Source organism: Robiginitalea sp., from assembly GCF_982776155.1.
The window spans coordinates 1-13,043 of record NZ_CEXZKX010000003.1 but is presented as its reverse complement, the minus strand read 5'-3'; the positions used below and the strand labels follow the sequence as shown (position 1 = coordinate 13,043).

The 13,043-nt window shown below is 53.6% G+C and carries 9 protein-coding genes and 1 tRNA gene; 6 read left to right on the top strand and 4 right to left on the bottom strand.

Going from position 1 to position 13,043, the window contains the following annotated elements:
* Positions 1-5: 5 nt before the first annotated feature.
* From AC3DKS_RS05870 to AC3DKS_RS05860, 3 genes are all read left to right on the top strand, one after another.
* Positions 6-1,085 carry a bestrophin family protein gene (locus tag AC3DKS_RS05870; RefSeq protein ID WP_272607633.1) on the top strand — a complete coding sequence of 360 codons (1,080 nt, stop codon included), beginning with the start codon at positions 6-8 and terminating at the stop codon, positions 1,083-1,085.
* 136 nt (positions 1,086-1,221) lie between these two features.
* Positions 1,222-1,947, top strand: a complete 726-nt coding sequence (locus tag AC3DKS_RS05865) for an MBL fold metallo-hydrolase (protein WP_012813723.1) — start codon at positions 1,222-1,224, stop codon at positions 1,945-1,947.
* A gap of 71 nt (positions 1,948-2,018) precedes the next feature.
* A complete protein-coding gene (locus AC3DKS_RS05860) occupies positions 2,019-2,843 on the top strand; it encodes a helix-turn-helix domain-containing protein (protein ID WP_012813724.1) in 825 nt (274 codons plus the stop codon).
* A gap of 150 nt (positions 2,844-2,993) precedes the next feature.
* On the opposite strand, the gene AC3DKS_RS05855 is transcribed toward AC3DKS_RS05860, so the two are convergent.
* The 4 genes from AC3DKS_RS05855 to AC3DKS_RS05840 form a co-directional block, all read right to left on the bottom strand.
* Positions 2,994-3,075, bottom strand: a tRNA-Leu gene (locus AC3DKS_RS05855).
* Between the two features lie 97 nt (positions 3,076-3,172).
* Positions 3,173-4,858 carry an adenylate/guanylate cyclase domain-containing protein gene (locus AC3DKS_RS05850; RefSeq protein ID WP_012813725.1) on the bottom strand — a complete coding sequence of 562 codons (1,686 nt, stop codon included), beginning with the start codon at positions 4,856-4,858 and terminating at the stop codon, positions 3,173-3,175.
* A 13-nt stretch (positions 4,859-4,871) separates the two neighbouring features.
* Positions 4,872-5,249, bottom strand: coding sequence for a response regulator transcription factor (locus AC3DKS_RS05845; protein WP_012813726.1), 378 nt, complete (start codon positions 5,247-5,249; stop codon positions 4,872-4,874).
* Positions 5,250-5,276: 27 nt separating this feature from the next.
* Positions 5,277-9,644, bottom strand: coding sequence for an ATP-binding protein (locus tag AC3DKS_RS05840; RefSeq protein ID WP_012813727.1), 4,368 nt, complete (start codon positions 9,642-9,644; stop codon positions 5,277-5,279).
* 137 nt (positions 9,645-9,781) lie between these two features.
* On the opposite strand from AC3DKS_RS05840, the gene AC3DKS_RS05835 reads away from it, so the two are divergent.
* From AC3DKS_RS05835 to AC3DKS_RS05825, 3 genes are all read left to right on the top strand, one after another.
* Positions 9,782-11,173, top strand: a complete 1,392-nt coding sequence (locus AC3DKS_RS05835; RefSeq protein WP_012813728.1) for a dipeptidase — start codon at positions 9,782-9,784, stop codon at positions 11,171-11,173.
* A gap of 178 nt (positions 11,174-11,351) precedes the next feature.
* Positions 11,352-11,717, top strand: coding sequence for a BlaI/MecI/CopY family transcriptional regulator (locus tag AC3DKS_RS05830; RefSeq protein ID WP_012813729.1), 366 nt, complete (start codon positions 11,352-11,354; stop codon positions 11,715-11,717).
* A gap of 2 nt (positions 11,718-11,719) precedes the next feature.
* A partial coding sequence (locus AC3DKS_RS05825) for a M56 family metallopeptidase (protein ID WP_474732023.1) occupies positions 11,720-13,043 on the top strand: 1,324 nt, incomplete at its 3' end.

Below are 13,043 nucleotides of genomic sequence, written 5' to 3'. Positions count from 1 at the left end.
GAATCATGTATACAAGACGCAATTATCCACTGCCGATATTCCTGAGATGGACCCGGCGCTATATTATCTTTTTTATAATCATTGCCGTCATCCCGGTCCTGCCCTACCATTTACTGGGGTGGAAATGGCTGCACCTCCCCTGGCTTCCCATCGGGCTGGTGGGTACGGCCCTTGCCTTTATCATCGGGTTTAAAAACAATGCTTCCTATGGCCGGCTCTGGGAAGCGCGAAAAATCTGGGGCGGCATTGTGAACACCTCCCGCTCCTTTACCGCGATGATCAATGACTTTATCACCAACCAATTCGCCGACACCCCGAAAAGCCCCAAAGATTTGCAAGCCATACGGGTTGCCATGGTCCTGCGCCATGTGGCGTGGATGACTTCCCTCCGGCACGCGCTTCGCGTAAAAAAAACCTGGGAAGTCACTACATACAACAAGATTGACCAGAAATATATGGAGCGTATGGAAATCCGCGAGTACACCTATTCCCTGGAAGATGAATTGGAGGGGTATCTTTCCGACGAAGAAAAACGCTATGTGCTCAGTTTGAAGAACAAGCAGTCTGCCTGTCTGAACCTGCAGTCCAAACACCTGGCCGATTTACGGCAAAAAGGGCTGATTGAAGACTTCCGGCATATGGAAATGCAGGGCATGCTCACGGAGCTCTTCACCCTTCAGGGCCAGGCCGAGCGGATCAAAAACTTCCCCTACCCCCGGCAATTTGCCACACTCAATTTATATTTTGTCTGGTTGTTTATCCTCCTGTTACCCTTTGCCCTGATGAGCGAATTCGACCAAATTGGCCAGTCCCTGCTGGAAACCGGGGACCAGAATCCGGTATTTCGGTTTATTGCCCTGAACTTTGTTTGGTTGTCCGTGCCGTTCAGCGTGGTAATTTCCTGGATATTCCTTTCCATGGAGCGCATTGGCGATGTCTCGGAAAACCCGTTCGAAGGGAATCCGAACGACGTGCCCATCACCACCATGTCCCGGGGCATTGAAATCGATATCCGGCAGATGGTGGGCGATGACCCGGAAGCCATCCCCGGGCCCATCCCCGAGGAGTGGGATTCGCAGATGTGATTGTTATTCCTTTCTCGAGGTTTTTCGTCTTGTCAACCAAAAGGCGGGTAGCATTTTGGATAGTCGTGTCGGTTTTTTACAATTAATTATCTGTATGCATATGTACCTTGGGGTGAATTCCTAACAACCGTGCATTATGAAAATTACAGAAATTGCCCCGGATGTATTCCGCATCTCCATCTATATCCCGGAAATGAATTTGCAATTCAATCATTTTCTTATTCGGGACGAACAACCCATGCTCTATCATGCGGGGATGAAACAACTCTTTCCGGTTTTACGAGAGGCAGTAAGCTCATTAATCAACCCGGCCGATATTAAGTGGATTGGCTTCAGTCACTTTGAAGTCGATGAATGCGGAGCCCTTAATGAGTGGTTGCAAATTGCCCCCCATGCACAACCTGTTTGCAGTGAAGTCGGTGCACTGGTAAACATGGGGGATTTTTCAATCCGGCCGGCCCACGCTATGGCTCAGGATGCCATTCTTTCAACAGGCAAGTACCGGTATCGGTTTATCCGCACCCCACATTTGCCACACGGCTGGGATGCCGGGGTTTTATTTGAAGAAACCAATAAAACCCTGCTTTGCTCCGATCTGCTGCATCAGAACGGGGACGTGAAAGAATTAACAGATTCAGACATCCTGGACCTCCATAGTCAATCCTTGCTCGAATTTGAAAATGGTCCGCTAATGGGCTATACCCCTTACACAAAACGGACCGGCTCCATCCTCAACCAGCTGGCAGACCTGCGGCCAACGACACTGGCGACCATGCATGGTTCTTCGTTTAACGGAGATTGCAGACAGACCTTACTCGATTTAGACCAGGTACTGCGGGAAGTCTGGGAAAATATTGCCTGAAAGGACAAAAACGCCCATCAAAGCTTGTCTTGGCTTTTCAGGATTAATAAATTACAGGAATCCCATCCATTATGCACACTATCCAGGAATTCCAGCCTGCCAATCAGTTGGCCCCGTATATTGCCTGCTATTTTACTGGTGAAATGAATAGCCAGGCCTTACCCGAAAGCAGCCTTACCGTAATCCCCAACGGATGTCTGGAATTGATTGTCCACCTGGAGGAAACATATTGCCGCCTGCCTGGGTCGCGGGGCCTTACCGCCACCCCGGACTATATGTTGATCGGGATGTTTTGCCAACCTTACCAGGTTCATTTCAGCCAGAGCGTCACGGTATTTGCCATTCGCTTCAAGCCGGAAGCTCTTTCCATAATCCTTAAGCTAGGAGGCCCGGATATTTTGGAATCCTACGCCGATATAGAACAAATCCTGGACCCCGGATTCCGGGATCTCTGTCACCGGCTTCGGGAGCTGGACACCACTGCTGAGAGGATTGCAATAACTGAAAAACACCTCTTTGCCCTTTTATCGAAGCAGCCGGAAACTTCGAATTATTTTACCAAAGCGACCCAGATATTGCGTCAATCGGCCACCGGCGATCTGAAGGATGTGAGTGCTGAACTCAATATCAGTCAGCGTCAACTCGAACGAAAATTCAAGGAAGTAATGGGCATCTCACCAAAGAAATACCTCAGGCTCCTGAGAATTGGTAAAGTGATGAACGCCATGCAATCTCGCAGTGATTTAAATCTTACAAATGTGGCCTACCACTGCGGGTATTTTGATCAGGCACATTTTACAAAGGATTTTAAGCTGATCACCGGCAGGACCCCAACCGGTTTTCTGCACGACCAGGATGCATATATGTATTTACCCGAAAGCCGGGAATTAAGGTAGGTGCCTATTTGGGTAGTCCCGGGCTATCACGTTCCGGCTAAATTGAGGGCTAATATTAGCAGTACAGTATTCATATGTCCGGATTCCTGATGAACCCAGGTGAATCCAAAATAAAAAAGCCGGCCCCCGAAGAAGCCGGCATCTCCCGTGTGCAGGCGGAGAGACTCGAACTCACACACCTTGCGGCACTAGATCCTAAATCTAGCGTGTCTACCAATTCCACCACGCCTGCAATTCCCTGCCCAAAGGGCAAAAGGTCTGCAAATATAAATCAAATTTCGAATTGCCCGGACAACTTCAGGGCATCTTTGGCTCGGGTAGCCCTTGCCTCACTTGGTAGTCATCGTTTCCACGCCCTTCCAATCGTCCCCGAGGTCCTGGGTGATCAGGTGGGCGGAACGATTCAGGAATAGTTTAGCCGGCAGGTCGTTTTCATGCATCTTGAAGATTCTCTGAAAGGTGACAGCGGCCATGGCAAAATCGCGGTTGAAATAATGGTCCATGGCCTCATCAAAGGTCGGCAGGTGCTGGATCTTGTGGGCCCGTAAATCCTCTGCGTCCCCGTCAATGCATTCATAGAGGTCAATGGGTTTGTTCTTTCCCTTGAGCTGGACCTGGCCGAGATAGCGAAAATCAAAGGCCCCGGGATCGGTGAGGTTTTCCCGGCATTCCTCCGTGAGCAGGATGGAGGCCCCATAGTGCTTTGAAAGCCCCTCAATACGGGCGGCCGTGTTTACCGTGTCCGAGATGATGGCCGCATCCAGGCGCTCACTGTCGCCGGTGATGCCCATAATCAGTTTGCCGTTCTGCATCCCAACCCCCACCTGGACAGGCAGCCGCTTTTTTGCGGCCCGTTCCGCGTTGTATTCGCGCAACAGCTCCTGCATCTGTACCGAGGCATTCAGCGCGCCCTGGGCGCCTTCCGGGAAAAGGGCCATAAACCCGTCGCCGAGGTATTGCATGATAAAGCCCCCGTTTCTGCGGATGATTGGCCCCATCCGGTTGTTAAACCCATTGACGAACAAAAAGTTGTCCCTTGGGCTGATGGATTCCGACAGGGTCGTAAAACCGCGGATATCGGCAAATACGACCGTAACCTCCCGCTCTACGAGGTCGCCGAGCTCCACCTCGGTAATCCGCACTTTTCCCAGGGATTTGATGAACTCCGAGGGGACGAATTTCTGGCTGGCATCGTGGACTTTTCGGATGGCTTCTTCCCGTTCCTTGACTTCCGCAAGCCCCTTCTGGTACAGGTGGGCGCTTTCGATCGCCGTGGCCGACTGCAGCGTAATGGTGGTGAGCAGCTTGAGTTCCGCGGCCGTGTATTCCACGGCATCCTCATGGCCGAGGATCACCATGCCGAGTGTGCGGTGCTTGACCTTGAGCGGGGCGTACATCACCGCCTTCAGGTGGCTCAGGGCCGGATTGGCCGCCACGCGCGAACCCGGGACAATGGCCGACGTCCCCCGACGGATCAACTCCTTGAGAAGTGCTTCCTGGTTCTTGACAAAGGAGCTCCTTTTCGGGTTATCCCCAAAATCCGCCACTTCAATGACCCGGTCCTGCTCGGGGTCATACATCAAAAACAGGCCGTGGGTGGTGTCGATGATCTGGGCCGCCTCCTGCAGGGTAACTTGTGCAATCGATTCCGCATCGATCTTTTCCGAGATCATTTCGCTGAGGCCGTAGATCATGTTTATCTCCCGATACAGCCCGAGGACTTCCTTCCCGATTTTTTTCTTTTCCCATTCTTTGAGAAAAAGGACTTTCAGGGTTTCCATAACCGGCTGTGCATTCTCATCCGCGGAATAGAAGGTCCCGAGAGGTTCCCCGTCGTTCTCCATGGGAATCGCCCGGGAGGCATCGTCCCGCTTTCCCCAAAGCACCTGTCCCTGCGGATCCTCAAAGCAGAAGGTAACACCGAGTTTCTCACAGAGCCCCTCCAGGAGGTTCCGGATGGTGGCGTCCCGTTTGAGGACCTGGCGAAGCGCCTTTTGGGAGGTGGAGAGTTTCATGGTGCGCTGCGGTTTATTTCATCAGGATTTCCTCAGCAATCTCAAACATCTCGTCCGGGTCGAATGGTTTGGTCATGTACTTGTCCGCACCCATATCCAGGCCTTTTTGCCGGTCTACTTCCTGGCCCTTGGCCGTGAGTAAAATGATATAGGTATCGGTGAGCTTTAGTTCTTTTTTGACGCGCTGGCAGACCTCCATCCCGTTCATCTTCGGCATCATCACATCCAGGAAGACCAGGTCGGGTTTCTCCTTCTGGATAATGCTGAGGGCAGCCTCTCCGTTGTCCGCAAACAGCAGCTGGACACCTTCGTCCTCCAGGTCTTCCAGGGTTTGTTCAATCAGCATCCGTATATGGGCTTCGTCGTCGACAATCAATAATTTTTTATTCATATGCGCAGTGGGTTTTTAATTCCGGGGTTACTGGTACACGAAAAACATCACGTTTTCCATCCCCGCTTTCAGTTTCAGTTCTTTCAGGCTTTTTTCGTCCCCGTTCCGGATGGATTTCAGCATGATGATGTCCGGCTTGACTTCGAATGCCATGTCCATGAGGCTGTCCGGATTGGCTTCCATCACCTTATACCCCCGGGCCGAAAGCATATCGCTCAGGGATTTGACGGTAGAAGTGTCCTCGTCAACCACCAGGACCCGTTTATGGGACACCCCCTGTTCCAGGAGTTCATCCACCTCGTGGAACAGCTTCTCCGTATCGATGGGTTTGGTCAGGTAGCGGTCCACTCCAATTCGCAGCCCGCGCTCCTTGTCCTGGACAATAGACAGGATGATAATCGGAATATCCATGGTTGCCGGGTCGTTTTTGAGCACGGCAGCTACGTCGAACCCGTTGATCTCGGGCATCATCACATCCAGGATAATCAGGTCGGGCTTGCTGATTCGCACCATGTCCAGGGCGGCCTTGCCGTTGGCGGCTTCCTTAACCTGGTACCCCGCATCGGAAAGCTCCTGCCGGAGCAGTGAACGGATCGGGGTATCGTCGTCTACCACCAGGATGGTGGCGGATTCCTGGGACTTCACCTGGGAGGAGTGCTTGATTTGCTTCTTGAGGCTCTTGAGGATCCGCTCCAGCTGGATGGGCTGGTCGCTGCCCTCCCCCATCATCGGGATGGAGAAAAAGAAGGTGCTGCCCACGCCGGGTTCGCTCTTCATCCAGATGATCCCGCCGTGGTGTTCGATGATTTCCCGGCAGATGGGCAGGCCCAGACCGGTGCCCTGGGGCTTGTCGGTGAGGGTGTCTCCCGCCTGGCGGAATCGTTCGAATATCTTGTGCTTGTCCTCTTCCGCTATGCCGATCCCTGTGTCCTGGACCTCGACGATCAGCTGGTTCTCCTCCCGGTAGGCATCGATGGTCACCGAGCCTTTTTTGGTGAATTTTACGGCGTTCGAAAGCAGGTTGATCACTACCTGTATGAGTTTGTCCTCATCCCCGTTGATAAGCGGCAGGTCGTCCGGCACGTTCTTTTTAAGTTGCAGTTTCTTCTCCTCAAAGAGGGAGGAAGTGGCAGATACAGCCCGGCCGATCACGTCCTGGAGGAAGATGGGTTTCATGTTCCAGTCCATCCGCCCGGATTCGATCTTGGCCAAATCCAGTACGTCGTTGATCAGCGTAGTCAGGCGCTCCCCTTCGGAAACCACCACATCGAGGTTTTCGCTCACCTGTTTCATGGTACGCTTGATCTTCTGGTCGTCTACCGTAACGGCCGGGAAGATTTTCTCGGTCAACCGCTTGCGGATGATCTTTGCAAAGCCCAGGACCGATGTCAGGGGCGTCCGCAGCTCGTGGCTCACGGTGGAGAGGAAGGCGCTTTTGGCCTCGTTGGCATCTTCCGCCCGGGCCTTGGCTTCCCTGGCCTGTTCATACAGGTCCGCATTGTGCAGGGCCACGCCCACGTTGATGGCGATGGTGGTTAGCAATTTTTTGTCCTCCTGGGTAAAGCGGCTCGCCTGCTTGGTGCTCTGCACGCTCAATACCCCGATGATCTTGTCCTCTACCGGGATCGGCACCCCCAGGTAGGAGATGGCCTGTTTCCCGGTCTGTTTGATCCCGTGTTTGTTGTATTCCGCCATGATATCCGTATCCCGGTTGATCAGCAACGGCTCCCCGCTCTGGATGATCCGGGAGGTGAGGCCTTCCCCGAGTTGCATGGGCGGCATCTCGTCCCCGTCCTGGTATACAAAATTGATTACGTTGGTCTCCTCGTCCAGGATGGCCAGGTAGGTGATGTCCGAATTGAACACGTCCTTCATCTTTTTCCCGACCAACTGGATGAGCGCGTTGAGTTCCAGCTTGTCGTTCAGGGCCTGGGAAACCGAATTTACAGTGGCCAGTTCATTGAGGCGTTGCTGCACTTCCCGGGTGCGCTCCTCCACCCGGTCTTCCAGCACTTTCTGCTGGTTTAGCAGGATGCCGGTACGGGCCTTGACCGCCATCCAGATAATTGCCAGGAACCCGATCAGGTAGAGCGCATAGGCCCACCAGGAACGGTACCAGGGGTAGTCGATGCTAAAGGGAACGGAGGCTTCTTCGGAAATATCCCCGTATACGTTTTGCGCCCGCACTTTGAAAGTATAACTGCCCGGGGGCAGGTTGATATATTCCCGACTGGTCTGGGCCGTCCAGTCGGACCAGTCGTCGTCCAGGCCCGTCAGCCAGGTACTGTATTTCATATCCTTTTGTCCGATAAACAGGGGCGCGGCATACCCGAAGGTCATCGAATTGTTTTCATAGTCGATCTCCAGGTCCCCGGGGTAGGCGATATTGCCGGCGTATAGCAGGGAATCCCCTGACATTGTGATGCTCCGGACGTTTACCTGGAATTCAGGGATGCTCGGCTTATCCAATTGTCCCTGGTAGCGGATCACGCCGCCAGGCCCGGAAAACCAGACTACCCAGTTGCCTTCGGCATCGGGTTCTTCGGGGTAAATTGTAAAAATGCGATTATTCTTGAGTTCCCGGAATGTATCGGTGTTTACCGAAATTTTCCCATCCGCCTTTTTTTCGGCAATCATGATGCCCGCCCCGCTATTAAACCAGTGTTTTCCATCTTCACTGGTGAAACCCTGCGAACCCGGCCGGTCCCAATCGATATACTCCTCAAAAAAGAATTCCTTCTCCTCGAAACGGTCCGTGGATGCATTGTACCCAAAGGTTGCTTCAACCTCCCCGGAGAAAATCACTTTTTCGTCGAAGATTTCGTAGAGCCCCAGGCCGGAATCCGGCAGGCCCTGCTCCGGTCCATAGTAAATCAATTCAGAGTTGTCCAGGTTCATTGCCCCGTTTGATATATCCGGGATGACCTTCAGCACTTCCCCGTCGGAAGTCGTATCCAGCCAGAGGGAACCATCCGGCTCCTCGATGATATTCCCCGTTCCCGCTATGAATTTGGTGGTGGTAGATTCCTCTTCAAGTTGCCGGGTGGTTTCATTGTAGAAAAAAGTTTTCAATCCCGTATTATAGGTTACAAAAATGCGGTTGGGGTCAAAAGTACTTTGCCATAAATACTGAGCCCTGAAATCGTAATTCTGATCGCGTCGAACGTCCCTGAACTTCGTTCCGATGATTTCAATAAGCCCCATCCCATTGGTTGCGACATACAAGCGGTCCCGAAATGTTAAAAAATTGCCCCCCTGCCCGTAGGTCCCCTCAATGGGGCGGACCGTCATGTCCGATTCGTCAAGGTATAAGATTCCCCCGTTGCTGCTCATGTACAGGACACCCTGATGCCGGACAACCTCAAAAACCGTGGTATTGATCCCCATATTGGAATCCAGGGTGGTAAAACTACTGTTCAGGTTCACGTTGGAGATCCCATTGAAGAGCGGAAGCCAGAGTACCCCCCGGGAATCCAGGTACAGGTTTAGTACACTTCCCTCCTGGAGTCCGGTTTCCGATGTGTATTTTTGGAGAAGCTCACCCTCGTGACTAAGGAGATAGGCACCGACATTGTTGGAGTTGATGACGAAACGGCCGTCGTCCAGGGCCAGGCCGGGCAAATAGATTTCCCCATCCATGATGTCGTCAATCTCTGTTTTAAACGGCGTAAAATCCTTCCCGTCATACAGAAAAAACCCCTGGGTCCGCGTCCCGAGGAGGATGCGCTCATCGTCGTATTTGAGAATGGAATAGATGCGCTCCCCGGCAAACTTTTCCCCGTTGGGTAGCAATTCAAATTCGTCCTGGTCATTCAACACGGAGAGTCCGACGTCCCAAATGCGAATGTAGTAGGTGTCATCCACAATCGCACTCACGTGCAGCCTGTGCTCAGACACCAGAACCTTCATCCGGGTGCCATCCCAAATAAATACCTTGTATTCTGTCCAGAAATAAATCCGGCCCTTGAAAGAATCCACAAACCAAACATCTTCGAAGGCCTGATGCTCTTCCGGGAGCTGTTTCACCATGGAAACATACTCGTAGGTACCATTTTCGGTAGCGCTGATATAACCCAGGGAACCAGTGCCGCCCACATAAATAGTACCGTCTTCGCCCTTGGCCAGACTGCGACAGCCGGATTCCGTTTCAATACCTTTCCAATTTACCCCGTCGTATTGCAGGAGCTGGAATTGGTTGGCAAAATACATATTGCCCTGGTCGTCCTCGAGGGCCCACCAGTTAATCGGGGCCCCCTGATAGTCCTGGTAGTTGTAATTGTTGATCATGGGCCGCCCGATCTGTTCCTGGGCGGTAAGGGAATGGCTACAAAAAAGAGATAGGACGGCCAGGCACATCCAGGAGATGGTGCGGGCCGAATGCAGTGGTTTGCGCATGATGGTCGGTTATAAAAGCAGGTTACTCAGGGGGAAGGCCTTAGAAAAATACGAAAAAGTCCGGTATGACGGTCATTTTCCGCAAGCATTTAAGAAACTTCTTTTTCGTAAGTTTGGTTTTAGACAAATTGTAACCCATGCCCTCACCAGGTTCGTATATAGCCGCGCACAAGGAACGCTTTGTGCAGGAACTCCTCCAACTACTCCGACTCCCCTCCATCAGCGCCGACCCGGCATTTTCCCAGGATGTCCTGGAAACTGCAGGTGCCGTAGCCCAGGCATTGATACATGCCGGATGTGACAACGTGGAGGTCTGCGATACCGAGGGATATCCCATCGTTTACGGGGAGAAAATCCTGGACCCGGAGTTGCCCACGGTACTGGTATACGGCCACTACGACGTTCAACCGCCGGACCCGGTAGACCTGTGGGACTCGCCTCCCTTTGAACCGGTGATCCGCGAGACGGAACTCCATCCGGAAGGTGCCATTTACGCCCGCGGGGCCTCTGACGACAAAGGCCAGTTTTACATGCACGTGAAGGCTCTGGAGTACATGATCCGGGAAAATAAGCTCCCCTGCAACGTCAAGTTTATGGTCGAAGGGGAAGAAGAAGTGGGGAGCGTAAGCCTCGAGGAGTTCCTGAAGGCCAACCGGGATAGGCTCTCCAACGACATCATCCTGATTTCGGATACGGGGATGATTGCCCGGGACATCCCATCCATTACCACCGGTCTGAGGGGGCTGTCCTATGTTGAAGTGGAAGTGACGGGGCCCAACCGGGACCTGCATTCCGGCCTCTACGGCGGGGCGGTAGCCAACCCGATCAATGTACTGGCAAAAATGATCGCCTCCCTCCACGATGAAAACAACCGGATCACCATCCCGGGGTTCTACGACAAGGTTGTGGAACTCAGCCGGGAGGAACGCGAGCTGATGGCCGAGGCGCCCTTTGACCTGGAGGCGTATAAAAAAGCCCTGGACATCGATGCGGTGCACGGGGAAGCCGGGTACGTAACCAACGAACGCAACGCCATCCGGCCCACCCTGGACGTCAATGGGATTTGGGGCGGGTATACCGGGGAAGGCGCCAAGACGGTCATTCCCTCCAAGGCATATGCAAAGATCTCCATGCGTTTAGTCCCCAACCAGGACTGGCGGGAAATCATGGATGTATTCACCGCGCATTTTGAGAAAATCGCCCCCCCCGGGGTCCGGGTATCCGTCAAGCCCCATCACGGCGGGCAGGCGTATGTGACACCCATCGATCATATTGGTTACCAGGCCGCCAGCAAAGCTTACGAGGAAACGTTTGGGAAAACACCGGTTCCCCAACGCGGTGGCGGAAGTATCCCCATAGTCACCCTGTTTGAGCAGGAACTGGAAAGCAAGATCATCCTGATGGGATTTGGCCTGGATAGCGATGCCATCCACTCCCCCAACGAACACTTCGGAATCTGGAATTACCTGAAAGGCATCGAAACCATCCCGTATTTCTACCGGTACTTTACGGAAATGTCGCGGGGTTAGAACGGTATCCCCCAAGGCAGGATACTGCCCGGGGATGGGAACCGCACGGGTAAACAGCTACGAGAATTTTTATCCTTTCAATATTATTTGTTCCGGCAGGGGCGGCCCGGGAAAAACATAAACTACATTTGTAGAATTAAAATTATTGTTCTATGTTTGTAGAACAAAATTATCTGCCATGAAACTGTCCCGTACCGAAGAAGCCCTGATGAACCTGCTCTGGGAACAAAAGCAGGCCTTCCTGAAAGACCTGGTAGATGCCTATCCGGATCCCAAACCGGCCCCCACAACGGTGGCCACCCTACTTAAGCGGATGGCGGAAAAAGGATATGTGGCATACAGGACCCATGGCCGCTCCCGGGAGTATTACCCAACGGTGAGCAAGAAAGCCTACTTTGCCGGCCACTTTAACAAGCTCATCGCCAATTTTTTCAACGACAGTACCGCCCAGTTTGCCTCGTTCTTTACCCGGGAGGCCGACCTGAGCCGGGAACAGCTCGAGGAGCTGAAATCCCTCATTGAGGAAGAAATCAAAAAGAAGTAGCCATGGTCACCTACCTGCTGAAAAGTACGGCCTGCCTCCTGGTGTTTTACCTGTTCTACCATTTTGTGCTGGAACGGCAGACCAATCACAGCTTCAAACGCTATTACCTCCTGGCCAGCCTGGTGGCAGGCCTGGTGATCCCGGTCATTCCCATGGTCCGGACCGTTGCCCTGCTCTCGCCTACATTCGTTAACTGGGTGGCAGATGCCGGGGGAACAGAAAATCTTTCGGGGCCTGGCGCGTGGGAGGCAACCGCGCCTGCAATCGGCTGGATGGGTTACCTCCTTGGCGGGTCCCTATTCGGCGTGGCGTTTGTCCGTAACCTCATCCGCCTGGTGCGAAAAACCCGCAAGAACCCAAGACTTTCAGGCCCGGACCACACCAAAGTCCTCCTGAGCCGTAACGAACCGCCACACACCTTTTTCCGGTACCTTTTCCTGTTTGGCCCCGCCTATGAGCGCGGGGAAATCCCGGAAGGGATACTGGCCCATGAGGCAGCGCATATCCGCCAGCGGCACAGCCTGGACCTGTTGTTTATGGAGCTGGCCTGCCTGGTCTTCTGGTTCCATCCGGTCATCTGGCTTTACCGCCGCGCCGTACGCCTGAACCACGAGTTCCTGGCAGACCGGGAAGTCCTCCGCTCCGGGCATTCCCGAAAAGATTACCAGCGCCTGTTGCTGGTCATCACCCAATCATCGAATCAGCCGGCATGCACCCATGCCTTTCATTATTCATCCATCAAAAAACGAATCATCGTCATGAAAAATTCCACTTCACACAGCCGTAAATGGCTCACCTGCCTGGTCCTGCTACCGCTCAGCGCCCTGTTGTTCTTCAGCTTCAGCGACCGGAAAACCGAATACCTGCCTGCCGGGGACATCCTGGAAATTCCCCCGCCCGACACCGCCTTCCCGGAATTGCGGGGTGACGTCCCTGCGGAGTTGCCGGGCGTCTCTGCCCTTTCCGGCGAACCGCGCAGTATTCAGCAAGGGGCCACCCGGGCCGAAATGCGGGAGTACGAACGGCTCGCCCGTAAATACAACGAAATGCTCCGGGGGGACGACATCCATATTATCGGGGATGAAGTGTCCCTGATGAAACAGATCTATGCCAAAATGAGCGACAAACAACGGGCGGATACCGAACCCTTTCCGGAGCTTCCCCCGCCCCCTCCGGCCCCGGACCCGCATCCGGTACCGGCGCCCCATAGCGCCAGGAGCCCGCAACCTGCACAACAAGCACATCCCCCGCAACCGGCCCAGCCAGCAAAACCCCGAAACGGAGAGCAACAGGAAATACGGGAAGTCCCGCCTCCCCCTCCTGCAC

Excerpts from the sequence above, each read along its gene's own strand:
- AC3DKS_RS05840 (WP_012813727.1), bottom strand. The coding sequence starts at position 9,644 with ATGCGCAAACCACTGCATTCGGCCCGCACCATCTCCTGGATGTGCCTG.
- AC3DKS_RS05830 (WP_012813729.1), top strand. The coding sequence starts at position 11,352 with ATGAAACTGTCCCGTACCGAAGAAGCCCTGATGAACCTGCTCTGGGAA.
- AC3DKS_RS05835 (WP_012813728.1), top strand. The coding sequence starts at position 9,782 with ATGCCCTCACCAGGTTCGTATATAGCCGCGCACAAGGAACGCTTTGTG.
- AC3DKS_RS05870 (WP_272607633.1), top strand. The coding sequence starts at position 6 with ATGTATACAAGACGCAATTATCCACTGCCGATATTCCTGAGATGGACC.
- AC3DKS_RS05845 (WP_012813726.1), bottom strand. The coding sequence starts at position 5,249 with ATGAATAAAAAATTATTGATTGTCGACGACGAAGCCCATATACGGATG.
- AC3DKS_RS05850 (WP_012813725.1), bottom strand. The coding sequence starts at position 4,858 with ATGAAACTCTCCACCTCCCAAAAGGCGCTTCGCCAGGTCCTCAAACGG.
- AC3DKS_RS05860 (WP_012813724.1), top strand. The coding sequence starts at position 2,019 with ATGCACACTATCCAGGAATTCCAGCCTGCCAATCAGTTGGCCCCGTAT.
- AC3DKS_RS05865 (WP_012813723.1), top strand. The coding sequence starts at position 1,222 with ATGAAAATTACAGAAATTGCCCCGGATGTATTCCGCATCTCCATCTAT.